Source organism: Nocardiopsis sp. iso_237, from assembly GCF_056173345.1.
In genome coordinates this window covers 5,897,024-5,922,212 of record NZ_CM149669.1, presented here as the reverse complement: position 1 = coordinate 5,922,212, position 25,189 = coordinate 5,897,024, and the positions used below count along the sequence as shown (strand labels likewise).

The window sequence follows — 25,189 nt, the reverse complement described above, 5'->3', positions numbered from 1 at the left end:
CGGAGGGGGCGCGGAGCGGGGACTGGGCGGTGTCGACGCGGGTGAGGAACGTACAAGACTCCGGTCGCCTCCGCTGGCGAGGATGTGACGCATGGAGACCACAGACGCCCCCGTGCGCTTCGACACCAAGATCGCCGTCCTGCTCCGTGACGACCTGGCCGTGTGGCAGCGACTCAACGTCACGTCATTCCTGGTCAGCGGGTTGGGAAGCCGAGTCCCGGAGCTCATCGGCCAACCCTACGCGGACGCCGACGGCACCGCCTACCTGCCGATGTTCCGCCAGCCCGTCATGGTGTTCGAGGCCGACAAGGAGGCGCTGACCAAGGCGCACGCCCGGGCGGTGTCGCGGGAGGCCGAGCTGGCGGTGTTCACCTCCGACCTGTTCGCCACCGGTAACGACCGGGACAACCGCGCCGCCGTCCGCGCGGTCGGCCGGGACTCCCTGGATCTGGTGGGCCTGGCCGTGCACGGACCCAGGAACGGCGTGGACCGGATCGTCAAGGGCGCGCGGATGCACCGCTGAGACCCGGTGGGGCGCCCTTCCGCCGCGCACGGGCGTACCGCCCGGGAGGCAGCCCGAGGACCCGGGTGAAGTGCCGGTTCAGGTGGGCCTGGTCGTAGAAGCCCGAGGCGGCCGCCGCGTGCGCGGGCGCCCGCCCTTCGAGGATCAGCCGCCGCGCCAGGTCCACGCGCCGCCCCACCAGGTACTGGTGCGGGGGCATCCCGAACCTCCTGGTGAACACGCGGGTCAGGTGGGCGGGGTGGGCGTGCAGGATCCGGGCGGCCTCGGTCAGCGGCACCCCCTCGACGGTGCGGGCGTCCAGGAGGTCGCGCAACCGCTCGGCCAGGCCGGGGTCGTCGGAGTCCGCGGAAGCCCCCACCGTGCCGCGCAGGTGCTGACGGAGCCGTTCGGAGACCAGTTCGAGCCGGCTCTCCGCCTCCAGGCGGTCTCCCTGCCGGAACAGGGCGCCGTGCAGCTGGTGGACGCGGTGGCGCAGGAGGGGGTCGTCGAACATCGGGTGGTCCACCGCCCGGCCGACCAGCCCCGGGTCGATCTGTTCCGGCTCCAGGTACAGCACCCGCTTGCGCAGCCCCTGCGCGGTGGTGGGGGTGCCGTTGTGCGGGACCCCCGGAGGCAACAGGGTGACCGTGCGGTCGAGCGCGCCGTGCTCGTGGCGGCCCAGGTCGTAGCGGACGGTTCCGGAGTCGATGATGAGCAGCGTCCACGACCGGTGCGTGTGCATCGGGTAGGCGTGTTGGCGCAGGTGCGTGTGGAACACCTCGGCGATGCCGTCGATCCCCGGTCTGAGGACCACCGTGTCCGCGTGGCCGTCCATGCCAGAACTCTACGCCGCGCCGCAGCCGGGTCGTCCTCCGCTACCCGGCCGGTCACGAAGGACGCCGTGACCGGGTTCCAGACCGACGTGGACTGTGACGAGGCCGGGCCGCGTCGGGGACGTCCCGGCCCGCTTCGAGCTTGGGGAAGCTCCGCTAGGGCGATCGAGGCGCAGGGATCATGTCACTGAGGTGGAACGCACAGGAATCCATCTCGTAGGGGGCTTTGGAGATGCGCTCCACCAAGGGCTTCGAATGACCGTAGTCAGGGTTGATCTGACGTGCCAGTACGAGCACGACCACCTTGTGGGCCCCAGCCTGTTTGAGGCAATAGGCTGCCGACTGTGCGCGGGCACCGGTCACCCATGTGTCGTCCAGCAGAAGGACGGCAGTCTGTGAACCCTGCTCCGGGATGACGCCGACCTCGAACCAGTCCTTGTGAAAGGAGCGGGATTCCGACGGGACCTGCTGATTGACCGAGAGCCGGATGTCGCGCAGACTCCGCACCTTGTCACCGAGGGTCTCCTCCAGGGGATGCACATCCTGCGATGGATTCTTCGTGCTTGGAACGAAACAGACATGCGTGAATCGGTCAACATCCGCCGCTGCCTTCACGCAATTGATGTGGTGAAGACAGAAATAAGCGAAAAGCGCGGTCAGGTTTCTTCTCGCAGTCCTGTTGTGCGGCTCCTGCTTGTACATACGAAGATTCTGACTGTGCTGTCCGCCGGAGCCCTTGCGGTAGGTGATAGGAACAACGAGGTCAGCCGCCATGTGCCCGGCCTGGTAGACGACTTCCCCACAGGGAACACAGCGGGCGGAGGAGGGGCGGCAGGCGCCGAAACACACCTGGCAGACCCCTGCCCCCGGGGTTGGGGGTCCGTGTAGGTAGGCGAGCTGAACCTCGACGTGGGTACGGACCGAATACCGGCGCGACTCACCAGACAAGTTCGGCTTCCCCTACCAGTTCCTCCGGCTTCACCTCGGCATCAGCCATGATCGATCGCACAGCGCACATCAGCTCCTCGATACCGCTGACCAGATGAACTCCAGGGCGCTTCTCATAATCACGCACCCACTGGTTCCGCAGCAACTCCCGAGGCAGGATGACAGGTCGACCGTGTTTGAGTGCCATCCGCGCTTGAATACGGGCTCCGCTGTGTTCTCCGGCCTCCACGACAATGGTCGCGGCGGCGTAGCCGCTCATGACCGCGTTGCGCATGGGGAAACTCTTCTTCGTGGGAGCGGCATCAGGAAGGAACTGGCTGATCAACAGGCCCTTGTCAGCGATCTCACCCTGGAGAGGACGATTCTCCGAGGGGTAGAACCGGTTAATCCCCGTGCCCAGCACGGCGACGGTTCGGCCACCGTGGTCCAGGGCCGTCCTGTGCGCCACGGTGTCGATTCCGGCCGCGAGTCCGCTCACCACGGTGATGTTCTCCCGGGTGAGTCGGCGGGCGATGCTGCCGGCGACCGCCAGACCGTGCTCGGAAGCCTTCCGTGAGCCGACTACGGCGATCGACCGCTGCTCCTCGGCCAGGACTGTTCCGCGGGTGAAGATCAGCGGCGGCATCTCGTGTACGTCGCGCAGCTGGGTCGGGTACGAGCCGTCCCAGAAAGCGTGTGTCCCGACCCCGTCAGAGGCGCAGCGTGAGAGCAGCTGGCGTGCCTCTGCCAGGGCCACTTCCATCGGTCCCTGGTCCACGTCGAAGAGTGTGTCCTGGCGCCCGAAGGCGTCACGCAGAACATGAGTGGCGCCAGTCGAGTTCAGGACTCTCTCAGCCACGTCACGCCATCGGACCTGCTTGCCCAGGAGAAGGGCGAGAAGGGCCGCCTGTTCCTCGCTCTGCCTCATACCCTCCAGGTTAAGACTTCCGTCACTACCGCATGTCCACGACACAGAACTCACCCCTTCCCCCATCACTCCAACGCCCGACTAGTACACATGTTCCAATACGGGTCTGACATTGTCCATGGTGCCCCGTGTGGGCGTGCGGCTCGGATGGCCGCGGCCAGGATCCCGTCCGACCGGAAGTGCGCCGCCGTCCACGAGCACCGGTGTCTTGAGACCTGATGTGCCGCGGTCGACACGGCTGCGGCCGGTGACACCCCAGGGGGTGGTTGATGTTCCGTTCGGGAAGCAGCGCTTGGAACTGCTCCCACAGAGGGTCAGCGGTGAAGGTGGGCAGGTCGGGCAGGTGGTCTTCCGGCCGTCGTCGGTGGAGCGAAGGGGAGGGGCTGCCACGCCGCGACCGTCCGGGCGCGGCGCGACAGCCTGCTCTGCTACCCGGCCTGCGGCTGCCCCACCGCGGTGGCCGGCGAGCGGGAGATGACCACGGCACCGACGATCAGCCCGATGACGGCGAGCACCGAAGCGATCACGAACGGGTCTCCGGCGTGCAGGGCCGGGGCGAACCCGAGACCTACGTAGACAGCCACACCGGCTGCTCCGCCGAGCTGGTCTGCTGCCCGCTGGACACCGGAGGCGATCCCGGCGTCCTCGTCAGTGGTCCCGCTGACCGCGATGTACTGCAGCCCCACGATCCCGAAGCCCATGCCCGCTGCGATCAGCAGCATCGCCGGGAGCAGCCATGCCGGCCCGCCGCCCTGGACGGCCACGAGAGCGACCACAGCCATGGCGCCCGCAGCAGCAGCGAGCCCGGCCAGCACGCACGCACGCGCGCCCCAGCGTCCCAGCAGCCGGGGCACGAGCACCGATGCCGCGATCAGAGCCACGGCCAGGGGCAGCATCGTGAGGCCTGCCCCCAGAGGCCCGATACCGAGCCTGTCCTGCAGGTAGAAGGTGAACAGCAGGAACGAGGTCGACAACGCACCGCTGAGCAGCATCGTCGTCAGGTTCGCACGCAGCCGGGCGCGGTCCGCGAAGAACGTCAGCGGGACCAGCGGGTTCGGCGACCTCGACTCGACCCGCACGAACCCGACAGCGGCCAGCACCGCGCCGACCAGCGCGGCCACGCTCACCCACGGATCGGTCGCAGGCTCGCCCGCCTCGACCGCGGCGTAGACGAACAGCAGCGGGCACGCGGTCAGCAGGAGCGAGCCCGGAAGGTCCAGTCGGGCCCGCTCACGGGACGCGGACCGGTCCGCCGGGACCAGGACGAGCGCGGCCACGATCACGACCAGGATGAACGGCACCGAGATCAGGAAGATCCAACGCCAGCCCAGCTGGGCGGTGATGATCCCCGACAGGGCGAACCCGAGAACCAGGCCGCAGCTGGCCACGGCGGCCCACACGCTCAGAGCGCGCGACCGGCGCGGGCCCTCAGGGAAGAGCAGCACGATGGTCGCCATCGCCGCGGGCAGCGCGACGGCCTCACCGGCTCCCTGGAGCAGGCGGGCGGCGACCAGAACCGGGAAGGAGGGGGCCAGGCCCGCCAGCAGGGAAGCCGCGCCGAAGAGAGTCGTGCCGACCAGAAGGGTGCGGCGGCGGCCGAGAAGGTCACCGAGCCGGCCGCCGAGCATCAGCAGCCCGCCGCCGGTGATGGTGTAACCGACCACGGCCCAGGTCAGGGAGTGGCCCTCGACGCCGAAGTCCGCGCCGATCGAGGGCAGCGCGATGTTGACCACGGTCACGTCGACCGCGATGAAGAACTGCAGCATGGACATCGCGCACAGCACGAGCCGTGCGCGCATGGGGGACGGGCTTTGCCCGCGGGAAGAGGAAGTGCCTGAAAGCATCGATTGCTCCGTCGATCTGAGGAGATACCGAGCAGCACGAAGGGCCGCTCCGGATGGATCACGAAGCGGCTGGACGTTCCAGGTGGATGTTGCTGTGAGTTGGACGTCCCGCCGCTAGCGGGACGTCCTGGTCACTGCCGCGCAAGCGGCCGAGCACGAAGCGGCTGACATGCCGCACATGCTAGCAGCGAGAGCCTGTGCCTCCGGTCCTGTGCCCCTTATTCGAGCGAGCGCTCAGATCGGGAATCCGGCTGACTGGAAGAGCGACTGGCCGATCTCCTCCGCGGTGGTCAGGGCGAGTAGGAGTGTGGTGCTCACGGCCAGTGCGGGCCAGTGCTTCCAGCGGCGCGGGGCGCGGTGGCGTCCCCGGGAGGTGTCCGGGGGGTTGGGCGGGGACTCCACGGTCCGGCGGGCTTGCCCGGCCTCTTCGGCCTTTTCCCGCTGCTGTCGGGCCACATGCATCCAGTGGGGGAGTTCGCCGTGTTCGAGCATGTAGGCGATGCGGGGGTTGCCCTCCATCTGGCGGAGCAGCCGTTCCCGCCGGGCCTGGGGCGTTTCCGGCATGGTGGGCCGGGTGTGCTGGTTGCGCTGAGAGGGCCGGGGTGTGGGGCGGTTCAGCGTGGCGCCGGGTCGGGAGAACCGGTGTCCTCGGGGTTCGGCGAGTACGGAGCGCACCCTGGTGTTCGTCGTCATCGCTGAGACCCATCGTTCAGGGTGAACTCGGCCCAGGTGACGGTGCCCAGCCCGGCGCAGAAGGGGAAGTCCAGCACCGAGCGGGTGCCCCACCGCTCGGCGAGGTGGTGGATGAGCAGCAGGCCCCGGCCGCGTTCGGCCTGCTCCCATTCCTCCACCGTGCGCTGGTGGGGGATCTGCGGCCCCGTGGGTTCGACGGCGTCGGTGCGGGTGCCGTCGTCCACGATCGCGACCTGAATGCTGCTCGCGGTGGGGGTATGTCCCTGGCGAACCTCGTCCGGCTCAACGTCTACACCACCGACGTGGACCGGCTCTTCGAGCACTACGGCGAGCTGGCGTCGAGGCTGGGCGCCGTCCGGGTCGCACCGACCTCCACGATGCTCGGGGTGACACGGCTGGCCGTCCCCGACCTGATGGTCGAGCTGGAGGGAACCGCCGTCGCGGGACGCCGCCCGGCCGGGCGGTCCTGGCCGACTCGGCCGGCTCCGGTGGTCCGGGTCGCCCCCGCTCGCCTGCTGACGCCCTGGATCACCGGCGGGCACGTGACGCGGAGACCGGACGTGCTCCGCGACAGCGATCGGCAACTGTGATCCACACCCAGGACCGGACGAAGGAACCAGAAGGCCGGGTGGGCACAATGAGGGCATGACGACCGATCCCAGCGGTACCCAGGACCCCCGCGGCACACCGGACGTGGCGACAACCCAGGCGTGGCAGGCGATCGGAGGGTCGGCGGACCTGGTGGAGCGGGTCTCCTACCGGGGTGCGGGGGAGGTGCTCCCCGCGAAGCTGCCGGTACGGGAACTGGCCAGGGCCACCGTCGGGGCGTGTTCGCTGGCCGCAGCCGAACTTCTGGCGGCACGCAACGGCGGCCCGGTGCCGCAGGCGCTGATCGACGAGGGCGCCGTGGCCACCGCCTTCATCAGCGAACGCCACCTGCTGGTGGACGGCCGGAAGCCGACCCCCTTCGCGTCGCTGTCGGGGTTCTGGCAGACCGCTGACGGCTGGGTGCGCACCCACGCGAACTACCCCCATCACCGGGCCCGGCTGCTGGCCGCGCTGGGGCTGAGCGAGCGGACCGGCCCGGAGGAGCTCGCGAAGGAGCTGGCCGCCCGGTCCGCGCACGAGGTCCAGGAGGCGGTCTACGCCGGGGGAGGGCTGGCGGTCGCCGTGGCACCCGAAGCCGGTCCTGACGGGGAGCCCGGCAGGCCGGGGGACTTCCAGGCGGAAGGGCTCCCGCTGGCAGAGTCCGAGGCTGTGGGTCCGGCGGGTGAGCGTCGGCTCCCCTCGGGGGAGCTGCCCGCTGGCGGGGTTCGGGTCCTGGACCTGACCCGGGTCATCGCCGGTCCGGTCGCCACCCGGACCCTCGCCCTGCTCGGCGCCGACGTGTTGCGCGTGGACTCCCCGGGGTTGGAGGAGGACCCCGACAGCCACACCGACACCGGGATGGGCAAGCGCTCCACCCTGCTGGACCTGGACACGGCGGAGGGCCGGAGCACCTTCGCGGAGCTGCTGGAGACCGCCGACGTGGTGGTGACCGGCTACCGTCCGGGCGGGCTCGACCGGCACGGGCTGGCCGCTGAGGAGCTGATCGCCCGCCGCCCCGGCCTGGTCGTCGCGCAGTTGTGCGCCTGGGGCTGGTCGGGTCCGTGGGCCGGGCGCAGGGGGTTCGACAGCCTGGTGCAGGCGGCGAGCGGAATCGCTTCGACTGAGTCGGTTCTCAAGGACCGCCCGGGCGTACTGCCCGCCCAGGCCCTGGACCACGGCACCGGATACCTGCTGGCCGCCGGGGTGCTGCGGGCGCTCACCGAGCGCCAGTCGGATGGCAGGGGCCGTCACCTGCGGTTCTCCCTGGCGGGAACGGCCGGATGGCTGATGAACGACATTCCCCCGGAACCGGCGGAGGGCGGCGGATACGAGCCCGCCGACTGGCTCACCGAGGGCCCGTCGGACTACGGCAGACTGCGTTACGCACTGCCGCCGGTCGCCTACGAGGGCGGGCCGGGGGGCTGGGACAGCACGTCCACCCGTTGGGGGAGTGACCGGGCCGCCTGGCTCTGATGCGGATCAGCGCGTGGGAGCCGCGAACTCCTCCACTGGTTCCAGGTCCTCGTCCAGGAACGCGAACCGGTCGGCCCCGCCCTCCACCGGGAAGGTGGAGACGAGCAGGCTGGCGTTGCCGGGGGAGGCGTTGAGGGTCGTGTACTCCAGATCGGAATCGCCTTCCGCCACGACCTCACCCTCCGAGTCCCAGACGACCATGAAGCTGTCTCTGCGCCTGGTGCCGATCCCTGAGGCGACCACCAAGTCTCCGTCGTCGCCCACGGTCACCTCCCGGATCCGGGCGTGTGAGACCCGGTGCTCCCGCGGCAGTTCGAAGGTTCTGGGGCCCTGGTCGGAGCGGATGTCCCACACCTCTACCCCCTTCTCGGAACCGAGGACGTCGGAGACGACGAACCCGCCGCTGATCTTCGCGGCCTGTGTGCGCTCGCCGAGTTCCTGACGCAGCTCCGGGACGCCGGGGTGCGGTTCCCCGGTCACGGCGTCCCATACGGCGACCCCGTTGTCCAGCGCGGCGACCAGGAGGTCTCCCTCGGGGGAGGTCCCCACGGCGGTGACCGATCCTTGGTAGGCCCGGTCGTAACTCTTCTCGGACCGGGGTGCCTCGGGTACCTCCACGCTGTAGAGCTCCTCGCCTTCGTCCACCCGGTAAGCCGTCACCGTGCTCTGGTCGCCGTTGAAGTAGAGGGTCGCGCCGTCCGGGGAGAGGGCGAAGGTCCCGCCGTCGTTGGCGTCGGGCAGTTCGACCACGGATCGGTCGTCTTCCTCCAGGTCCCACACGTGGATCGCCGCCACACCGTCGTTGACCGACTTCGCCGCCTTGCTGGCCAGGTGGGAACCGTCGGGGGTCGTCGCCAGGTGCGAGTTGGAGAAGGCGAAGCGCTCCGATTCGTCGGTGAGCCGTTCCCTTGGGCTGCGTTGGCCGGATTCGAAGACGTACACGCCCTCAGCGGAGAGCATGGCGAAACGGTCGCTCTCCCCCAACCGGACGACATGCCTGATGTCGCTCCGGGGCGTGGACGTCTCGGTGGGAGCGCGGGAGGGGGTGGGGGAGGGAGAAGGGGAGGGGAAGAGGGAGGTCTCGGTGCTGTTCCCGGAATCGGCGTAGGGCGTTCCGGCCCAGGGGTCGGGGTCCTCGGTGTTGTTGACGATCAAGGCCACCAGGGCGATCACGGCCACCACCGCGCCGCCGACCTTCCACGCGCCCCACGTGTCGGACTTCGCTGGTGAGGATGTCCGCCCGGAGCTCCCTGACAGGGCCCGCGCGGTTCCCGGCCCGGATTCCTTCGGTTCAGGAGCGGCGTCCGTGGCCTGTCGCTGATCCGACTCGCTGAGCGGGGCGGGGGCCTGATCCTCGCCGGAGGAGCTCTGTCCATCGCCGACGGGCGAGCCCTCCGGGTCTTCGGCGGGTGAGTCCTCCCTGTCCTCGGCGGGAGCCGCGGTGGCACCTTCGGGCCCCTCCTGCCCGCCCCCGGCGGAACCCTCCTCACGAGCCCCGGCGGGAGCGTCCTCCTCCCGCGGGACCGCTTCCACCCCGCCCCCCAGGGCCGTCGCCTCCAGGGTCGGGACGGCCCTGGTCCGGACGAGGGTGCGCTTCACCTGGGTGGCCACGGCCTCGGGCAGCCACTCGGTGGGGTCCTCGTCGCCCCGGGGCAGCGCGGTACCGGTCAGCTGGTCCAGCACCGAACCCAGCTCCGGACGGTCGTCCGGGTCCTTGGCCAGGCAGGCCGCGACCAGGGGGTGGAGGGCCTCGGGCACACCGCTCAGGTCGGGTTCCTCGTTGACCACCCGGTAGAGCAGTGCGTGCGCATTGCCGGTACCGAAGGGCTGGCGGCCCGTGGCGGTGAACAGCAGCACGCCGCCGAAGGAGAACAGGTCGCTGCGCGGGTCGACGACCGTCCCCACGGCCTGCTCCGGGGACATGTAGGCGGGGGTGCCCAGGGTCTGGCCGGTGCGGGTGAGCGCGGTGGCGTCGAGGGCGCGGGCGATGCCGAAGTCGATCACCTGGGGACCGCGCGGGGAGAGCAGGACATTGGAGGGCTTGAGGTCGCGGTGGACCAGCCCCACCCCGTGGATGGCCGACAGCGCCTCGGCCAGACCTGCGGCCAGGGACCGCAGCGAGGGTTCGGGGAAGGGCCCGTTGTCCCGTACCGCGTCGTGCAAGGAGGGCCCGGGGACGTACTCGGTGGCCAGCCAGGGGTGCGGCCCGTCGGTGTCGGCGGCCAGGACCCGGGCGGTGTAGGGACCCCGTACCCTGCGGGCGAGCTCCACCTCGCCGGCGAACCGCGCGCGGAACTCCCGGTCGCCGGAGTACTCGGACCGGATGGCCTTCACCGCGGCCAGGTCGTCCCCCGTGCCGTTCCCGGTGCCGTCGGCGGAGACCGCCAGGAACACCACGCCCATGCCGCCCTCGCCGACGCGTCTCAGCAGGCGGAAGGGCCCGAGCTCGCGGGGGTCGTCGGGGTGCAGTGGCTCCACGGGGGTTCTTTTCCAGGCTCGGGGGGATTCACGCCGAAGCGTAACGGATGTCCCTCTGGCGGTGGTCAGCGGCTGGAGCCCACCCCGGTCAGTGGCCGCGCCCGAGCTCCGGTCTGCGTTCGGGGCCGGGAGCGGTCAGTGGCCGCGCCCGAACCCCGGTCAGCTCTCGGCGTCCTCCGGGGGCGGCCAGGCGTCGCCCCACTCGGCCTTGCGGGCCGCGCGGTAGGTCTGTCCCTGGCGCTTGGAGACCACCCGCTCCTCGATCCCGGGGCCCGGGGTGCACAGGCTCAGCGAGACCAGGCCCTTGCGCTTCTGGGGGTGGCGCAGGACCCGGTTGGCGGGGCGGTCCACGGGATCGGCGGTGGCGGCGACGAAGGAGTACTTCTCGTCCTCGAAGCCCAGCGTGCCGAACTTGAGCCTGCGCTGGATGCCGGAGCGGTTGAGCCGCTCGGAGAAGTGGCACCAGTCCTCACCCGGGGCGATGGGGCAGGCCTCCCCGTGCGGGCAGGGCGCCGCCACGGTCATCCCCTCCGCCAGGAGGTGTCTCCGGGCGTTGATCACGCGTTCGTACCCCTCGGGGGTGCCGGGCTCGATCAGCACGACCGTCCGGGCCCGTCGGGCCAGGGAGCGCACGACCTCCTCCTGGACCTTCGGCGTGAGCTCGTTGAGCACGTACGACATGGTGGCCAGGTCCACGCGCGGGCCGTCCGGGACGGCTCCGGTGAGCCGGAAGCGTTCCCACTCGGACCCGCTGACCGCTGGCGCCGTGGACCTGCGGGCGATCCGCTTGCCCAGACTGATGGCGGGGGCGGACTGCTCCAGCACGGTGGTGGAGCGCAGGGACGGCCAGGCGGAGGAGGCCGCCCACACGGCGGCGCCCATGCCGCCGCCGACGTCCAGGTGGGTGGCGGGGGCGAACCCCGGGATCGAGGCCGCGGCGGTCTCGAAGGCGGCCTCGGCGGCGGTGAAGGTGGCGGGGAGCCGGTAGGCGGCGTAGGCGACGACGTCGGTGTCCGTGGCCAGGACCAGGTCCTGGGGGTCCACCCTGCCCCGGTACTTCTTCATGAGTTCCTGGACCGACGCGGCCAGCGCGTGTTCGTTGGCCCCGCTGGCGACGCTGTCGATCGCCGCGAAGAGTTCGCTGTTCAGATTCCCCATGCGTGTTTCTTCTCGATCGCCGTTACCAGCGCATCCTATCCGCCGCCCCCGCCCGGACCGGGGCGTCCGGGGGCAGGGGGCCACCGGGTTCAGGCGCGGCGCCGGGACTCGGCCCGGGAGACGGCGGAGCGGCAGGTGCGGGCGAGGGAGCGGTGGTTGGCGAGGCGTTCCAGCAGCCCGTAGGGGGACAGCGGGCCGGAGGGGGAACCGCCGGTGGGGCCGCCCTCGGCCTCGGTGACCAGGAGGGTGTCACCGGTGAGAGGGCCCCCACGGGACCAGCGCTCCCAGCGTTCGAAGTCCGGGCTGTACTGGTGCGCGAACACGAAGGCCGGTTCGCCCTCGCCTTCGATCGGGGCGCCGCCGCGCGACCACAGGGTGACGTCGCCCCGGTCCGGCCAGGTCTCCGCCGTGACCACCTCGACCTCCGGGCGACCCGAGCGGTCGCGCACCAGCAGGGCGTCCCGCGCGCGGGTCCGGGGGGGCAGGGCGTGCTCCTCCTCGACCGCGGTGAGGGAGACGAGCAGGCGCGGCACCCACCACCAGTTCTCCCGGCGGGCGATCAGGCTGTCCGCGCGCAGCCGTGTGGGCGGGTGCTTGATCGCCTCCTGCTCCACCAGGTGCTCCACGAACTCGGCGCCGTCGAGGTCCTCGACCACCTCGACCGGTCCGGTCCCGACCACCGCCGTACCGCCGCCCGCGTCCTCCGCGCTCACGCTGAGGGCCACGGTGCGCCCCCGGAGCTCCAGGGCGGTCCCGGCCATGGAGTAGGGCAGCGCGACGCACGGGGAGTCACGCCACATGAGGGGAACCACGGGAATACCCGAAGGGCCGGAAGGAGTGGTCCAGGAGAGTTCGGCGACGGTGGATCGCTGCCAAACCGTGATCAGGTCCGTCAAGGTCAGGCCTTATATGTGAGGAATGCCGCATGTTAATTTCTGGTGACTTTAACCCATACTCCGAATCGGCCGCGACCCCCCAGGTGACGAGCACGGACAGAGGGGACGCGGTGACGACTTGGACCCGGAGCGTGAAAGGTAGGCCTCGGCCATGCCCGCAGCCCTAGTCCTACTCGCGTCGGTGGCGGTGTTCGCCGTTGGCTACCGTTACTATTCGCGATATTTGGCAGAGAAGGTGTACGCGCTCGACCCCGGGTACATCACCCCGGCGCACACCTACAAGGACGGCGTCGATTTCGTTCCGACCAATCGGCACATCGTTTTCAGCCACCACTTCATCTCGGTGGCGGGTGCCGCGCCCATCGTCGGTCCGGCCGTCGCGGTCTTCTGGGGCTGGGGGCCCGCCCTCGCGTGGATCCTGCTCGGCACCGTCTTCGCGGCGGGCGTGCACGACTTCGGCGCCCTCGTGGTGTCGGTCCGGCACCGGGCCCGCAGCATCGGCACCCTCGCGGGCGAGGTCATCAGCAAGCGCTCGCGAGCGCTGTTCCTGGTGATCATCTTCTTCCTGCTGACCATGGTGAACGCGGTGTTCGCGGTGGTCATCTCGAACCTGTTCGTGGCCTACCCGGGGTCCGTCCTGCCGGTCCTGGTGACCATCCCGCTGGCCATCGCGGTCGGCCAGTTCGTCTACAGGCGCCGCACCGCGGCCCTGGTGCCCTCGCTCGTCGCGCTGGTCTTGGTCTACGTGTGCATCCCGCTCGGCGTGATGTTCCCGATCGACATCACCGGTGTCTCCGAGGCCATGGGGATGACCCCCAACACGGTGTGGATCGTCCTGCTGTTCGTGTACGCGTTCATCGCGTCCCGCATCCCGGTGTGGATGCTGCTCCAGCCGCGCGACTACGTCAACCTGCACCAGATGCTGCTGGCCTTCGCGGTCATCGGCGTGGGTGTGATCGTCGGCTGGGACACGATCGTCGCGCCGATGATCAACAGCGATATCCCCGCGGGTTCCCCGCCCTGGTTCCCCCTGCTGTTCGTCACCATCGCCTGCGGTGCCATCTCCGGCTTCCACAGCCTCGTCGCCTCGGGGACCACGGCCAAGCAGATCGACAAGGAGACCGACACCCGGATGGTCGGCTACCTGGGCGCGGCCGGTGAGGGCGCGCTCGCGGTCTGCTCGATCCTGGCCTGCACCGCCGGTGTGGTCGCGGCCTCCGCGTCGCCGCTCGCGGACTGGCGGGGCCTGTACGGCGACTTCGGATCCGCCTCGGCCGGGGCGACGGGAAACTTCGTCGAGGGTGTCGGCCAGTTCGCGAACAACATCGGCATCCCGCTGCAGATCGGTGTCATCTTCGCGGTGGTGGTCGTGGTCAGCTTCGCCGCCACCACCATGGACACCGGCGTGCGCCTCCAGCGCTACATCGTCCAGGAGATCGCCGAGATCGTCCGCTTCCGTCCGTTGGCGCGCAACCTCACGGTGGCCACCCTGATCGCCACGGTCGTTCCGCTGGGTCTGGCACTCATCCCGGGCGACTTCGCCTTCGGCACCCTGTGGCAGCTGTTCGGCACCACCAACCAGCTCACCGCCGGGCTCGCGCTCGCCGTGATCGCGGTGTGGGTGACCAAGCGCGGGCGCAACCCGCTGGCCATCCTCGTTCCGCTGGTCTTCCTGCTCGTGATGACCTCGTGGGCACTGATCGTCAACCTGGTCGCGTTCCTCAAGTCGGACTCCCTGATCGACCTCTTCCTGCTGGCCCCGCTGGACTTCGTCATCTTCGCGCTGGCGGTCTGGCTGGTCGTGGAGGCCGGTCTGGCGCTGCGCAAGGCCTTCGCCGCCCGCCGGGCGGGGGAGCTTCCGGAGGCCGAGGACGCCCCGTCCGAGGAGACCGTCGCCGACCCCACCGCCGCCGACCCGAAGGAGAAGTAACGCGATGGGTGCGCTCTCCCGCGTGCGTGACGCCTGGAAACGGGTGGAGGCCTTCCACGACGAGGTCTTCGCCTCGCGCTGGCGGCAGGAACTGCGCAGGGAGGCGCGCACCCAGGAGGACACCCTGCGGGCCCTGCTGCTCCTGGAGACCCTGGGAGTGGAGGGGCCCGTCTCCTATGAGACCCTCGACCTCGTTCCCCACATGGTGGCCGACCTGCACGAGTGGCACCAGCGCATGGGTCGGGACGATCTCGGTGGACCGGGGGTGTGCTGTTGAGGTTCGGCAGAGGGCGCCGCGCGCGGGCGGGGAGCCCCGCGCCCGTTCCGGCGGAGGCCCCCATCGTCTTCTTCGGCGGCAAGGGCGGCGTCGGCAAGACCACCATGGCCGCCGCGCACGCGCTGGGCCTGGCCGACGCGGGCCTGCGCACCCTCCTGGTGTCCACCGATCCCGCGCACTCGCTCGGTGACGCGCTGGACCTTCCACTGGGTGACCGCCCGGTGCTGGTCAGCGACAACCTGTGGGCGCGCGAGCCCGACGCGGACGCCGCCCTGCGCCGCAGGGTCCGGCAGATCGGTGACGACGCCAGCGCGGCCCTGCCCCGGGAGATCCTGCCCGCCGTCACCCGTCACCTGGACCACGCGGCGGCCGGTCCGGGCATGGCCGAGTCCGCCCTGGCCGACCTGCTCATGGACGCGATGGAGGAGGTCCCGGGCACGTGGGACCGGCTCGTGGTGGACAGCGCCCCGACCGGCCACCTGCTGCGCCTGCTCGACCTGCCCGAACTGCTCACCCCGTGGGTCCGGGGGCTGGTGCGCCAGCGTGAGCGCGCCGTGGACGCCGACCGCTTCGCCGTGGGCGTCGTCGGCGGCGCGGGCGACGGCGCCCCGGACGATCCGCTCCTGGAGAAGCTGCACGCCCGCCGCCGGAAGCTGGAGCGGGCCGCCGCGCGTCTGCGGGAGGACGCCGAGGTCAGGCTCGTGCTGGTGCCGCGCCGGATGGTGCTGGCCGAGACGGACCGCGCCGCCGCCCAGCTGGTGGCCACCGGCTTCCGTCTGGGCCGGGTGATCGTCAACCAGGTCCCGGAGGACGCGGACCCCGAGATCCTGGGTGCCGTCCGTACCCGCTTCGCCGACCCCGGCACGGTGGAGCTGCCGCTGAGCGCCGCGGAACCCATCGGCCCCGAGGCCCTGCGCGCGCTCGCCGCCCGGCTCGGCTGACCCGAGCCCCCCGTCCCGAACGCCCCCGGCCTCGCCGGGGGCGTTCTCCGTTGCCCCGGAAACCCTCCTTGGCCCCCTGGCCACGCTCTGTTCTTTTGCGCTAACAGAGATCGGATCATCACTGACTTTTGTCGATTGCCATCAAAAAGGTTATTGACGGTCGCCACAAGGATGCGTAGATTCGTGACTCAGCTCACAGGATGGAGGTCCCCCCGATGGGTTCGACGAGGCACCGGAACATGCTTGGGCGACGTTGGCGCGGGTCGCTGGCACTGGGCGCCGTAGCCGTGGCCGGGACACTGATGGCCACCGCGTGCAGCACACCCGAGGGCGGCGGCGGAGCCGGCGAGACCGAGGGCCCGTTCACGATCGGGGTCAGCAACGGCTTCATCGGCAGCGAGTGGCGCGAGCAGATGCTGTCCGAACTGGAGACGGCCTTCGGTGAGTATGAGGCCGAGGGGATCGTCGACCAGCTGGTCGTGGAGAGCGCCGACGTCGACATCAACGGCCAGATCCAGCAGATCCGCAACCTCATCCGCTCGGACGTGGACGCGATCATCGTCAACCCGAACTCGCCCACCGCCCTGGACCAGGTGTTCGCGGAGGCGGCCGAACAGGGCATCGAGATCGTCGCCATCGACCAGGCCGTGGCGTCCGAGGACGTCGTCAACGTGGTCATCGACCAGGCCGAGTGGGCCTCCCTCTCCGCCCAGTGGCTCGCCGACGAGGTCGGTGAGGGCGGCCGGATCATCGCGGTCAACGGCATCGACGGCCACCCCGCCAACGAGGACCGCTGGTCCGGGGCGAGCGAGGTCTTCGACGCCGCCGGGGTCGAGGTCGTCGCCAACGACTACGCCGAGTGGGACCAGAACCAGGGCCAGACCGTCACCCGCGACCTGCTGGCCAGCAACCCCGACGTCGACGGCGTGTTCGTCCAGGACGGCATGGCGCTCGGCGCCTTCCGCGCGTTGCAGGCCGAGGGACTCGTGGACGACGTCGTCATGACCGGCGAGGCGCGCGTGGGCTACATGCGCGAGTGGGACGCCCTGCGTTCGGAGGGCGACTTCACCAGCATCGGCGTCCCCAACCCGCCGTCGGTCTCCGTGTCCGCGCTGCACGTGGTGATCCGCATGCTCCAGGGCGAGGAGTTCACCGCCGACGGGCTCGACGGCAACAACGCCTGGCTGCCCATCCCCGAGACCATCACCGACGACACCTTCGACGAGCGCTTCGCGGAGGTCTCCGACGAGAACGACGCCTACGCCGTGGACCACGCGCTCAGCCCGGAGGAGGCCGACGCCTACTTCGAGTAGCCCGCGCGGGCGGAGCCGGGCGTACCCACCCGTGGCGGAGGCCGCGAACGGACAGGAGCAGGGAGAGAACTCGTGGACTCACCGCCGTTTCTGCGCATGAGCGGAGTGCGCAAACGCTACGGAGGGGTCACCGCGCTGGACGGTGCCGACTTCGAGGCCCGCGCCGGGACGGTGCACGCCGTCCTCGGCCCCAACGGCTCGGGCAAGTCGACCCTGTTGAAGGTGCTCACCGGGGTGGTCGGGCCGGACGCCGGGGAGGTGCGGCTGGACGGCGCACCGCTGCGGCCGCGCGGGCCCCGCGACACCCTGGCCGCCGGGATCAGCTCCGTGTACCAGGAGCTGTCGCTGGTCGAGGACTTCACAGTCCTGGACAACCTGGTGCTGGGCGTGGAGCCCTCCCGGTTCGGGCTCCGCGACCGCCGCGCCGCCCTGGCCCGGTCCCTGCCGTGGTTGGAGCGGTTCGCCCCGGCCTTCGGCGGCAGGGTGCCCGCCCGCGAACGGGTGGGCGACCTCGACCCGGGCGAACGCCAGGTGGTCGAGGTGTGCAAGGCGCTGGTCCGCGACCCCCGCCTGCTCGTGCTGGACGAGGCGACCGCCTCCCTGCGGCGCGGCCAGGTGGAGGTGCTCTTCGAGGTCGTCGACGAACTCCGCGCGCGCGGCGTGCTGGTCCTGTTCATCACCCACCGGCTGGCCGAGATCTACGCGGTGTGCGACCGGGCCACGGTCATGCGCAACGGGACCGACGTGGCCACGGTGACCGTGGCCGGGACCCCGGAGGCCGAACTGCTGGAACTGATGTCCGGCCGCCCGAGCGCCGGGCCGTCGGGCGCCCGGAGGACGGGCCCCGTGGCGGAGACCGGGACCCTCCCCACGGCCGCGGAGCCGGAGGAGGCGGACAGGGGCGCCGACCCCGCCACACCGCCGCGCCTGGAGGTGCGCGACCTGACCGGGGACCGGCTCCACGGGGTCTCCCTGCACGTCCGCGCGGGCGAGGTGCTGGGGCTCGGCGGCCTCCAGGGCCAGGGGCAGTCCGAGCTCATGGCGGCGCTCTTCGGCGCCGGTCGCCGGACCGGCGGCACCGTGCTGCTGGACGGTGCCCCGGTACGCCCCCGCTCGCCCAAACAGGCGGTCCGGGCCGGATTCTGTTACGTGCCCGGCAACCGGGGCGTCCAGGGACTGGCACTGGGCCGACCCATCCTAGAGAACCTCGCCCTGCCCTCGGTGGGCCGCCGCGCCTTCCTGGGCGTGGGCCTGTCGAGGCGCCGTGAGGTCGCGGCCGCCCGCGAGGTAGCCGAACGCGTCAACACCCGCTACGGCTCCCTGGACGACCCGGTCTCCACGCTCTCCGGAGGCAACCAGCAGAAGATCGTGGTCGGCAAGTGGTTCCCCACCGAACCCGCCGTGGTGCTGATGGACGACCCCGCCAAGGGCGTCGACGTCGGCGCCAAGGCCGAGATGTTCGACGTGGTGGCCGAGCTGGCCGCGTCCGGTGCCGCCGTGCTGGTCGGCTCCAGCGACGACCGCGAACTGGTCGAGGTCTGCGACCGCGTGCTCGTGATGTTCGAGGGCCGGGTGGTGGACGAGGTGTCCGGGGACCGCCTCACCGAGGACACCCTGATCGCCAGCGCCATGCACGTCACCGGAGCCGACGTCGCCGCCGCCCGCGAGGGCCACGCGAACGAACTCCCCGACCCCGAACCGCGCCACGCCGAGGAGGGCGGAGCATGAACCTCCTGAGGGGCACCGGAACGCGGGACCTGCCCGGTCCGGTGCGGTCCGTGTTGTCCGTACACATGCCGGCCCTGGCCGTGGGACTCCTCCTGCTGGTCACGGTGACGGCCTCCGCGATCCTCCAACCGGGGTTCTTCTCGCCCTACGGCCTCAGTGCCAGCTTCGCCACCTTCCTGCCCCTGGCCACCATCGCGGCCGCGCAGGCCATCATCGTGCTCGGCGGCGGTATCGACCTGTCCATCGGCACCATCGTCACGCTGTCCTCGGCGGTGTCCGTGGTGCTCATGCAGGGGGACGACGCCCGCCTGCCGCTGGCCCTGGCCGCCGGACTCGCCACCGGCGCCGCCTGCGGCCTCTTCAACGGCCTGGTGGTGGCGGTCCTGCGCCTGCAACCCATCGTCGCGACCTTCGCCACGAGCTCGGTGTTCGGCGGTCTGGCCCTGCTGGTGCTGCCCACCCCCGGCGGCGAGGTGTCGCCGGTCCTCACCGGGACCTACCGGATGGTCCTGGCGATGTACGTCCCGATCCCCGCCGTACTGCTCGTGGTCCTCTTCCTCGGCTGGCGGCTGCTGCGGGGGACCCGCTACGGCCAGCACCTGTACGCGGTGGGCGGCAACCCCGAGGCCGCCTACACCTCGTCCGTCCCGGTGTCGAGGGTGCGCGTGCTGTCCTACACCCTCGGCGGGGCGGTGGCCTCCCTCGCGGGGGTGGCGCTGCTGGCCGACGCCGGGGCGGGGGACCCCACCCTCGGCACCGAACTCACCCTGGGGTCGATCGCCGCGCTCGTGATCGGCGGCACTCGGCTGCGCGGCGGTTCCGGCGGGGTCGGCGGAGCCCTGGTGGGCGCGGTGGTGCTCTCCCTCATCCAGGGACTCGTCTTCTTCGCCGGCGTTCCCACCAACGCCCGCGAGTTCGTCTACGGCTGCGTCATCATCGCCGCGATCGCGCTCGCCGGGCTCCTCACCGCCCGCGACGGTACGGCGTCCGGAGCATCAGGAGGCACACGATGACCACCACCCTCACCGCGCGCCGCCTGACCACGGACCCGGTGGTCATCTCCGGCGCGGTCACCCTGCTGCTGTGGGTCGTGGCCAGCTTCTACTCGCCCGCCTTCGCCACGTGGGGCCACATCGTCACCACGCTGACCGTCGCCTCGTTCCTCGGTGTGATCGCCATCGGGCAGACCCTGGTGATCATCGCCGGGGGCGAGGGCATCGACCTGTCGGTGGGGTCGGCGGCGACCCTGTCCGCGATCGTCGCCTCGCGCTTCATGGACGGCAGTGACGACGGCTTCCTCTTCGCGGTGCTGGTGGCCCTGGGCTCGGCCTGCGTGATCGGGGTGGTCAACGGGATCGGCGTCCTGCTGTTCCGGGTGCCACCCCTGGTGATGACCCTCGGCATGATCGCGGTCGTGGCCGGGTTCATCCGCCTCTACACCGGCGGGCGCCCCGAGGGGTCGGCCGCGCCCCTGCTCAACCAGCTGGTCACCGGCGACACGGTGTTCGGCGTCCCCGGGGTCCTGTGGCTGTGGCTCGCGCTGTCGGTCGTGGTGATCTGGCTGCTCCGCCGCACGTCGTTCGGGTGGCGGCTCTACGCGGTCGGCGCCAACCGGACCACGGCCCACCTGTCCGGGGTCAACCCCTCGGCGGTCCGGTTCAGCGCGTACGTGCTGTCCTCGCTGTTCGCCGGGGTGGGCGGGCTGCTGCTCCTCGGCTACTCCCAGAACGTCTACACGAACCTGGGCGCCGACTACATGCTCAACAGCGTCGCCGCCGTCGTGATCGGCGGGACGGCGCTGATCGGAGGGGTCGGCGGCTACCTCGGCACCATCGTCGGCGCCGTCCTGCTCACCGTGCTGAGCGCGCTGCTGCGCACCATGCAGATCGGCGGCGGCGAGTGGGGAGACGCGCCGCGCCAGATCCTCTTCGGCCTGGTGCTGATCATCGTGCTCACCGCCTACGGCCGCCAGAGACACCTGCGCGCCTGACCCCCCACGGCCGTGACGCGGACACCCCCCGTGCCGTCACGGCCCCACCACCTCAGTACCGCCAATTCGATGGGGAGACTCCAACGTGACTTCACAGGTGAACGGTCGGCTCGGTGTCGGCGTCGTCGGCAGCGGGTTCATCGCCGACTTCCACACCCGTTCCTTCCGGGGCGTGCGCGACGCCGACGTCGTGGCCGTGTGCGGCCGGACGGCGGAGACGGTGCGCCAGGTGGCCGACCTCGCCAGGGAGCTGCGCGTGGGCGACCCCACCGCCTACGACGACGTGCGCGCGATGGTGCGCGACCCCGCCGTCCAGGCGGTGTGGGTGACCACGCCGAACCACGTGCGCCTGGAGACCGTCCGGGCGATCTGCGAGGAGGTCACCTCCGGCCGGGCCGACCTGCGGGGGATCGCGATCGAGAAGCCGCTGGGCCGGACGCTGGCCGAGGCGGAGGAGGTCCTGAGCCTGGTGGAGGGGGCCGGGCTGCTCCACGGCTACCTGGAGAACCAGGTCTTCGCGCCCGGGGTGACGCGCGCCCACGAACTGGTCTGGGCCCGTGGCGCCGCCGCCTCCGGCTCCCCCTACCTGGCACGGTGCGCGGAGGAGCACAGCGGCCCGCACCGGGCGTGGTTCTGGCAGGGGGAGCACCAGGGCGGCGGGGTCCTGAACGACATGATGTGCCACAGCGTGGAGGCCTCCCGGTACCTCCTCACCCCGCCCGGGACCCAGGCCAGGGACTGGCTGCGGCCGGTGAGCGTGGAGGCCACCATCGCCTGCCTGAAGTGGGCGCGCCCGCACTACGCGGACGAGCTGGTCAACCGGTACGGGCCCGAGGTGGACTACCGCAGGAGCCCCGCCGAGGACTACGCGAGGGCCACCGTGGTCTACGTCAACGGCGACGGCCACCAGGTGGTCGCGGAGGCCACGACGTCGTGGAGCTACGTGGGCGCGGGGCTGCGGCTCAGCTACGAACTCCTGGGTCCGGAGTACTCGATGTCCTCCAACACCCTGGACACGGAGTCGAGGGTGTTCCTCAGCCGTGAGATCGCCGGCGGGGTCGGTGAGGACCTGGTGGAGAAGCAGAACGCCGAGGGCGGGCTCATGCCGGTGGTGCCCGACGAGGCGGCGACCTACGGCTACACCGAGGAGAACCGCCACATGGTCGAGCGCTTCCTGGACGGGAAGCCGCCCCGGGAGGACCTGCGCGACGGCAGGGACGTGACCCGGCTGCTGATGGCCGCCTACCTGTCCGCGCAGGAGGGCCGCAGGGTCGACCTCACCGACCCCGCCACCCTGGAGCGGCTGACCGCCTTCGTGCCCGACGTCGCCCAGGGGACGTGGCGCGCCGGGGTCTGAACCCCGCCGGAAGCACGAGGGGCCCTCGACCCCGGCACGGTGTCACCGGCCGGGGTCGAGGGCCCCGTGTGAGGCCGCGGTCAGGAGACCACTTCCTCCGCCAGCGCCTGGGCCCGCGCCTCGATCCTCTCCCGGATCTTCGCCATCTCCAGCGGCACGCTCTCCTCGAAGTGCTGCTCCATCCGGTCCTCGGACCAGGGGCACTCCGGCTTCACCGCGAACTCGTAGTTCCAGGTCAGGCGCACCCCCTCGGGCTCCTGCTCGTAGTCCCAGACGATGCGCATGAACTCGAACGGGCCGGTCTCCACACGCTCCGCCCGGGTCCGGCCCGCCTCACGGTCCATCGTGCGGTCGGAGACCCAGGTCATCATCCGGCCCTCCTCGTCGGGGACCTTCGTGATCCGGAAGCGGATCGTGTCGCCGTCCTGGTGGATGACGTCGACCGACTCGTAGCTCGGGGCGAACAGGTCGGCCCACGAGGCCACGTCGTTGGTGACGTCCCAGACCAGGTCGTAGGGGGCGTCGATGAGGGTGTCGTACTCGACCTTGACTGTCATCGGGGTCACACACCTTCCACGAGGGTGGGGGCGTCGTCGTTGACGAACGCGATCAGGGCGTTGGGGGAGGGCGACAGCTCGGCCTCGCTGCCCAGCTTGCGGCCGACGCGGCGCTCGATCTCCGCGACGATGCCGAGCACGCCGAGCGAGTCGACACCCAGCTCCTCGAAGGTCTGGGCCGCGGCGGTCTCGGTGTCGGTCCGGACCCCGGCGCTGGCGGAGATCAGCTCCACCAACTCCTCCAGCGTGATGTGTTCCTGTGCCATGTTTCTCCTCGAATCTCGTGTTCAGACGTGGTGTGGGCTGGTGAGGACGACCGCCGAGGCCCCGCCGCCCATGCCCCGGGACAGGACCAGCGCGGTGCGCAGTGGTGCGGGCCGGGCCACCCGGACGACCAGGTCGAGCCCGGCGGGCGGGTCGGGGACGCGGGGTGTGGGCGGGATGACCTGGTGTTCCAGGCTGAGGACCGCGGCGGCCACGTCGAGTGCTCCGGACCCGGCGTGGGCACGGCCGAAGCCCGCCTTCGGAGCGGTGACGGCCACACCGTCGGGGAAGAGCTGGCGCAGGGCCGCGGCCTCGTCGGCGTCGGCCTTCGGCATGCCCAGGGCGTCCGCGAAGACCACGTCCACCTGGTCCGGGGTGACACCGGCGCGGTGCATCGCGCCCCGGGCCGCGTGCAGGAGGCCCTCGCCGCCCGGGTCGTAGCCCCCGACCGACCCGAAGGTGCTCGCGTGGCCCGCGACGACGGCCCGGACCCGGGCGCCGCGCGACCTGGCCAGGTCGTGGTCCTCCACGAACGCGACGGCCGCGCCCTCGGCGGGAACGTAGCCCACCGTCCGTTCCGTGAAGGGCAGGTACACCGAGTCCGGGTCGTCGCCCTCCGCGAGCGTGCCCGAGACCGCCTGGCAGGCCAGGGAGTAGGGCGCCCCGAGGGCCGACTCGCTGGCGCCGACCAGCATCGCGGAGCCCCCGCGGCGCAGGGCCTGGTCCGCCTGGCCCAGAGCGTCGAGCATCCCCGGTTCGTCGGTGACCAGGACCCCGCACATGCCCTTGAGGTCGTTCCGGATCGACACCTGACCGGTGCTGGCCGCGTAGAACCACGCGATGGACTGGTAGGGGCCCACGTGGCTGGGGCCCTTCCCGTACAGTTCGGTCAGCTCGCGCTGGCCGAACTCGGCCCCGCCCGCGCCGGAGCAGATCAGCACCCCGGTGGCGTACGGGTCGGCTGTGACGTCGAAGCCCGAGTCCTCCAGCGCCTCCTCGGCCGCGACCATCGCGAACCAGGTGAACGCGTCGGTCTGGACGACGTACCGGCCGTCCAGGTGTTCGCGGGGGTCGAACCCCCGGACCCGCCCGGCCAGGCGGACCGGGAACCCGCTGGTGTCGAAGTCGGAGAGCGGGGCGATGAGCGACCGGCCCTCCACGAGCGCCGCCCAGTAGTCGTGGGTCCCCGTCCCCGCGGGGGAGACCGTTCCCAGGCCCGTGATCACCAGGTTCATGACCGCACCTCGCTTCCTCGGTCCAGGACGACCGCCGACTGGAACCCCCCGAAGCCGCTGCCGACGGACAGGACCACGTCGATGTTCCGCTCGCGCGCCGTCACGGGCACGTAGTCCAGGTCGCACTCGGGGTCCGGGGTGGTGAGGTTCGCCGTCGGCGGCACCACCCCGGTGTCCATGGCCAGCACACAGGCGGCGAGCTCGATGGAGCCGATCGCGCCGAGCGAGTGCCCCACCATCGACTTGATCGACGTCATGGGGGTGCGGCGGGCGTGCTCGCCCAGGGCCCGCTTCACCGCGTCGGTCTCGTGCCGGTCGTTCTGCACGGTCCCCGAACCGTGCGCGTTGACGTAGTCCACGTCGGTCGCCGGGCGGCGCGCCTGGTCCAGCGCGGTCGTGATGGCCCGGGCCATCTCCGTCCCCTCGCGGCGCAGTCCGGTCATGTGGAAGGCGTTGCCGTGGTTGGCGAATCCCGCGACCCGGCAGCGCGTGCGCGCGCCCCGGCGGCGCGCCGCCGACGCCTCCTCCAGGATGAGCACGGCCGCCCCCTCGCCCATGACGAAGCCGTTCCTGTGCCGGTCGAAGGGCCGGGACGCGTGCTCGGGGTCGTCGTTGGTGTCCGACGTCGCCCTGATGGCGTCGAAGCAGGCCATGGCGATGGGGGAGATCGGGGACTCGGCCGCTCCCGCGACCACCACGTCCGCGAGGTCGTCCTCGATGGCCTGCGCCGCGTAGCCCACGGCGTCGAGGCCGGACGTGCAGCCCGTGGAGACGGTGCGCACCGGTCCGCGCGCGCCGACCCGCTGCGCGATCTCCCCGGACAGCGAGCTCGGGGACAGGGCCAGGTCCAGGTGGGGTCCGGCGGCGCCGGGGTCCACCACCCAGTCCGCGCCGCCCCGGCTCATCACCGCGTACTCGCGGTCCAGCTGGGAGGTGGCGCCGACCGCGGTCCCCATGCTCACTCCGACGCGCCAGGGGGACACGTCGGCCAGGGCCACGGCGCTGTCGGCCAGCGCCTCCGCGGTGGCGACGGCCGCGAACTGGGCGTATCTGTCCATGCGTTCGGCCTCGTCGGGGTCCAGGCCGAGCGCGACGGGGTCGAAGTCGACCTCGGCGGCGATCCGGGACCGGAAGCCCGACGGGTCGAACAGGGTGATGCCCCGGGTCGCGGTCCTTCCCGCGGTGAGCATGTCCCAGAAGGCGGTCGTGTTGGTCGCACCGGGAGCGACCACCCCGACTCCGGTGATGACGGCCTCACGCCTCATGGCGCCTCCCCG

The 25,189-nt window shown here is 71.3% G+C and carries 22 protein-coding genes and 2 pseudogenes; 11 read left to right on the top strand and 13 right to left on the bottom strand.

The features are described 5' to 3' along the window. Positions 1-91: 91 nt before the first annotated feature. The gene (locus AC0VYM_RS26635) at positions 92-523 is read left to right on the top strand and encodes a DUF2000 family protein (RefSeq protein ID WP_475456630.1); all 432 of its coding nucleotides are present in this window, start codon (positions 92-94) and stop codon (positions 521-523) included. Here AC0VYM_RS26635 and AC0VYM_RS26630 read toward each other — a convergent pair. The 6 genes and pseudogenes from AC0VYM_RS26630 to AC0VYM_RS26605 all read right to left on the bottom strand — a co-directional run. After that, entirely contained in the window at positions 498-1,337 is an 840-nt protein-coding gene (locus tag AC0VYM_RS26630; RefSeq protein ID WP_475456628.1) for a helix-turn-helix domain-containing protein, read from the bottom strand. The genes AC0VYM_RS26635 and AC0VYM_RS26630 overlap by 26 nt on opposite strands. A 154-nt stretch (positions 1,338-1,491) precedes the next feature. Next, entirely contained in the window at positions 1,492-2,037 is a 546-nt protein-coding gene (locus tag AC0VYM_RS26625) for a hypothetical protein (protein ID WP_475456626.1), read from the bottom strand. A 235-nt stretch (positions 2,038-2,272) separates the two neighbouring features. Beyond that, entirely contained in the window at positions 2,273-3,190 is a 918-nt protein-coding gene (locus AC0VYM_RS26620) for a DNA-processing protein DprA (protein WP_475456624.1), read from the bottom strand. 428 nt (positions 3,191-3,618) lie between these two features. Then, a complete protein-coding gene (locus tag AC0VYM_RS26615) occupies positions 3,619-4,989 on the bottom strand; it encodes an MFS transporter (RefSeq protein WP_475456622.1) in 1,371 nt (456 codons plus the stop codon). Positions 4,990-5,268: 279 nt separating this feature from the next. Next, complete coding sequence (locus AC0VYM_RS26610) at positions 5,269-5,727, bottom strand: hypothetical protein (protein ID WP_475456620.1); 459 nt, start codon at positions 5,725-5,727, stop codon at positions 5,269-5,271. Then, positions 5,724-5,990: pseudogene (locus tag AC0VYM_RS26605) on the bottom strand (ATP-binding protein); the annotation flags it as partial. The gene AC0VYM_RS26610 and the pseudogene AC0VYM_RS26605, both read right to left, overlap by 4 nt. On the opposite strand from AC0VYM_RS26605, the pseudogene AC0VYM_RS26600 reads away from it, so the two are divergent. Together AC0VYM_RS26600 and AC0VYM_RS26595 are read left to right on the top strand one after the other, a co-directional pair. Further along, positions 5,979-6,170 (top strand): annotated as a pseudogene (locus AC0VYM_RS26600) (Rid family hydrolase); the annotation flags it as partial. The pseudogenes AC0VYM_RS26605 and AC0VYM_RS26600 overlap by 12 nt on opposite strands. 202 nt (positions 6,171-6,372) lie before the next feature. Beyond that, positions 6,373-7,788: a CoA transferase gene (locus AC0VYM_RS26595; protein ID WP_475456618.1), complete on the top strand. Its 1,416-nt coding sequence runs from the start codon at positions 6,373-6,375 to the stop codon at positions 7,786-7,788. Between the two features lie 6 nt (positions 7,789-7,794). Here the strand turns inward: AC0VYM_RS26595 and AC0VYM_RS26590 are convergent, their stop codons facing one another. The 3 genes from AC0VYM_RS26590 to AC0VYM_RS26580 all read right to left on the bottom strand — a co-directional run bounded on the left by AC0VYM_RS26590 (position 7,795) and on the right by AC0VYM_RS26580 (position 12,320). Then, the gene (locus tag AC0VYM_RS26590; RefSeq protein ID WP_475456616.1) at positions 7,795-10,266 is read right to left on the bottom strand and encodes a protein kinase domain-containing protein; all 2,472 of its coding nucleotides are present in this window, start codon (positions 10,264-10,266) and stop codon (positions 7,795-7,797) included. Between the two features lie 159 nt (positions 10,267-10,425). Beyond that, positions 10,426-11,424, bottom strand: a complete 999-nt coding sequence (locus AC0VYM_RS26585) for a small ribosomal subunit Rsm22 family protein (RefSeq protein WP_475456614.1) — start codon at positions 11,422-11,424, stop codon at positions 10,426-10,428. Positions 11,425-11,513: 89 nt separating this feature from the next. Continuing rightward, positions 11,514-12,320 carry a hypothetical protein gene (locus AC0VYM_RS26580; RefSeq protein ID WP_475456612.1) on the bottom strand — a complete coding sequence of 269 codons (807 nt, stop codon included), beginning with the start codon at positions 12,318-12,320 and terminating at the stop codon, positions 11,514-11,516. 151 nt (positions 12,321-12,471) lie between these two features. On the opposite strand from AC0VYM_RS26580, the gene AC0VYM_RS26575 reads away from it, so the two are divergent. From AC0VYM_RS26575 to AC0VYM_RS26540, 8 genes are all read left to right on the top strand, one after another. After that, complete coding sequence (locus AC0VYM_RS26575; protein ID WP_475456610.1) at positions 12,472-14,250, top strand: carbon starvation CstA family protein; 1,779 nt, start codon at positions 12,472-12,474, stop codon at positions 14,248-14,250. Positions 14,251-14,254: 4 nt separating this feature from the next. After that, the gene (locus AC0VYM_RS26570; RefSeq protein WP_475456608.1) at positions 14,255-14,527 is read left to right on the top strand and encodes a cory-CC-star protein; all 273 of its coding nucleotides are present in this window, start codon (positions 14,255-14,257) and stop codon (positions 14,525-14,527) included. Further along, positions 14,518-15,468 carry an ArsA family ATPase gene (locus AC0VYM_RS26565; protein WP_475456606.1) on the top strand — a complete coding sequence of 317 codons (951 nt, stop codon included), beginning with the start codon at positions 14,518-14,520 and terminating at the stop codon, positions 15,466-15,468. The genes AC0VYM_RS26570 and AC0VYM_RS26565 overlap by 10 nt, the downstream gene beginning before the upstream one ends. A gap of 239 nt (positions 15,469-15,707) precedes the next feature. After that, positions 15,708-16,781: a substrate-binding domain-containing protein gene (locus tag AC0VYM_RS26560; protein ID WP_475456604.1), complete on the top strand. Its 1,074-nt coding sequence runs from the start codon at positions 15,708-15,710 to the stop codon at positions 16,779-16,781. A gap of 72 nt (positions 16,782-16,853) precedes the next feature. Beyond that, positions 16,854-18,509 (top strand): sugar ABC transporter ATP-binding protein, encoded by a 1,656-nt coding sequence (locus AC0VYM_RS26555; RefSeq protein WP_475456602.1) that lies wholly within the window; start codon positions 16,854-16,856, stop codon positions 18,507-18,509. Then, positions 18,506-19,522: an ABC transporter permease gene (locus AC0VYM_RS26550; RefSeq protein ID WP_475456600.1), complete on the top strand. Its 1,017-nt coding sequence runs from the start codon at positions 18,506-18,508 to the stop codon at positions 19,520-19,522. The genes AC0VYM_RS26555 and AC0VYM_RS26550 overlap by 4 nt, the downstream gene beginning before the upstream one ends. Beyond that, on the top strand, positions 19,519-20,499 hold the full coding sequence (locus AC0VYM_RS26545; RefSeq protein WP_475456598.1) for an ABC transporter permease: 981 nt from the start codon (positions 19,519-19,521) through the stop codon (positions 20,497-20,499). The genes AC0VYM_RS26550 and AC0VYM_RS26545 overlap by 4 nt, the downstream gene beginning before the upstream one ends. An 85-nt stretch (positions 20,500-20,584) precedes the next feature. Next, complete coding sequence (locus tag AC0VYM_RS26540) at positions 20,585-21,856, top strand: Gfo/Idh/MocA family protein (RefSeq protein WP_475456596.1); 1,272 nt, start codon at positions 20,585-20,587, stop codon at positions 21,854-21,856. 80 nt (positions 21,857-21,936) lie between these two features. Here AC0VYM_RS26540 and AC0VYM_RS26535 read toward each other — a convergent pair whose 3' ends face one another. The 4 genes from AC0VYM_RS26535 to AC0VYM_RS26520 are packed head-to-tail and all read right to left on the bottom strand — an operon-like array spanning position 21,937 to position 25,177. Continuing rightward, positions 21,937-22,413: an SRPBCC family protein gene (locus tag AC0VYM_RS26535; protein WP_475456594.1), complete on the bottom strand. Its 477-nt coding sequence runs from the start codon at positions 22,411-22,413 to the stop codon at positions 21,937-21,939. A gap of 5 nt (positions 22,414-22,418) precedes the next feature. Then, positions 22,419-22,679 (bottom strand): acyl carrier protein, encoded by a 261-nt coding sequence (locus AC0VYM_RS26530; protein ID WP_475456592.1) that lies wholly within the window; start codon positions 22,677-22,679, stop codon positions 22,419-22,421. Positions 22,680-22,700: 21 nt separating this feature from the next. After that, the gene (locus AC0VYM_RS26525; protein WP_475456590.1) at positions 22,701-23,912 is read right to left on the bottom strand and encodes a beta-ketoacyl synthase N-terminal-like domain-containing protein; all 1,212 of its coding nucleotides are present in this window, start codon (positions 23,910-23,912) and stop codon (positions 22,701-22,703) included. Then, the gene (locus AC0VYM_RS26520) at positions 23,909-25,177 is read right to left on the bottom strand and encodes a beta-ketoacyl-[acyl-carrier-protein] synthase family protein (RefSeq protein ID WP_475456588.1); all 1,269 of its coding nucleotides are present in this window, start codon (positions 25,175-25,177) and stop codon (positions 23,909-23,911) included. Before AC0VYM_RS26520 ends, AC0VYM_RS26525 begins: the two co-directional genes overlap by 4 nt. Positions 25,178-25,189 lie beyond the last annotated feature (12 nt).

Excerpts from the sequence above, each read along its gene's own strand:
- AC0VYM_RS26635 (WP_475456630.1), top strand. The coding sequence starts at position 92 with ATGGAGACCACAGACGCCCCCGTGCGCTTCGACACCAAGATCGCCGTC.
- AC0VYM_RS26630 (WP_475456628.1), bottom strand. The coding sequence starts at position 1,337 with ATGGACGGCCACGCGGACACGGTGGTCCTCAGACCGGGGATCGACGGC.
- AC0VYM_RS26625 (WP_475456626.1), bottom strand. The coding sequence starts at position 2,037 with ATGTACAAGCAGGAGCCGCACAACAGGACTGCGAGAAGAAACCTGACC.
- AC0VYM_RS26620 (WP_475456624.1), bottom strand. The coding sequence starts at position 3,190 with ATGAGGCAGAGCGAGGAACAGGCGGCCCTTCTCGCCCTTCTCCTGGGC.
- AC0VYM_RS26615 (WP_475456622.1), bottom strand. The coding sequence starts at position 4,989 with ATGCGCGCACGGCTCGTGCTGTGCGCGATGTCCATGCTGCAGTTCTTC.
- AC0VYM_RS26610 (WP_475456620.1), bottom strand. The coding sequence starts at position 5,727 with ATGACGACGAACACCAGGGTGCGCTCCGTACTCGCCGAACCCCGAGGA.
- AC0VYM_RS26595 (WP_475456618.1), top strand. The coding sequence starts at position 6,373 with ATGACGACCGATCCCAGCGGTACCCAGGACCCCCGCGGCACACCGGAC.
- AC0VYM_RS26585 (WP_475456614.1), bottom strand. The coding sequence starts at position 11,424 with ATGGGGAATCTGAACAGCGAACTCTTCGCGGCGATCGACAGCGTCGCC.
- AC0VYM_RS26575 (WP_475456610.1), top strand. The coding sequence starts at position 12,472 with ATGCCCGCAGCCCTAGTCCTACTCGCGTCGGTGGCGGTGTTCGCCGTT.
- AC0VYM_RS26570 (WP_475456608.1), top strand. The coding sequence starts at position 14,255 with ATGGGTGCGCTCTCCCGCGTGCGTGACGCCTGGAAACGGGTGGAGGCC.
- AC0VYM_RS26560 (WP_475456604.1), top strand. The coding sequence starts at position 15,708 with ATGCTTGGGCGACGTTGGCGCGGGTCGCTGGCACTGGGCGCCGTAGCC.
- AC0VYM_RS26550 (WP_475456600.1), top strand. The coding sequence starts at position 18,506 with ATGAACCTCCTGAGGGGCACCGGAACGCGGGACCTGCCCGGTCCGGTG.
- AC0VYM_RS26545 (WP_475456598.1), top strand. The coding sequence starts at position 19,519 with ATGACCACCACCCTCACCGCGCGCCGCCTGACCACGGACCCGGTGGTC.
- AC0VYM_RS26535 (WP_475456594.1), bottom strand. The coding sequence starts at position 22,413 with ATGACAGTCAAGGTCGAGTACGACACCCTCATCGACGCCCCCTACGAC.
- AC0VYM_RS26530 (WP_475456592.1), bottom strand. The coding sequence starts at position 22,679 with ATGGCACAGGAACACATCACGCTGGAGGAGTTGGTGGAGCTGATCTCC.
- AC0VYM_RS26525 (WP_475456590.1), bottom strand. The coding sequence starts at position 23,912 with ATGAACCTGGTGATCACGGGCCTGGGAACGGTCTCCCCCGCGGGGACG.
- AC0VYM_RS26520 (WP_475456588.1), bottom strand. The coding sequence starts at position 25,177 with ATGAGGCGTGAGGCCGTCATCACCGGAGTCGGGGTGGTCGCTCCCGGT.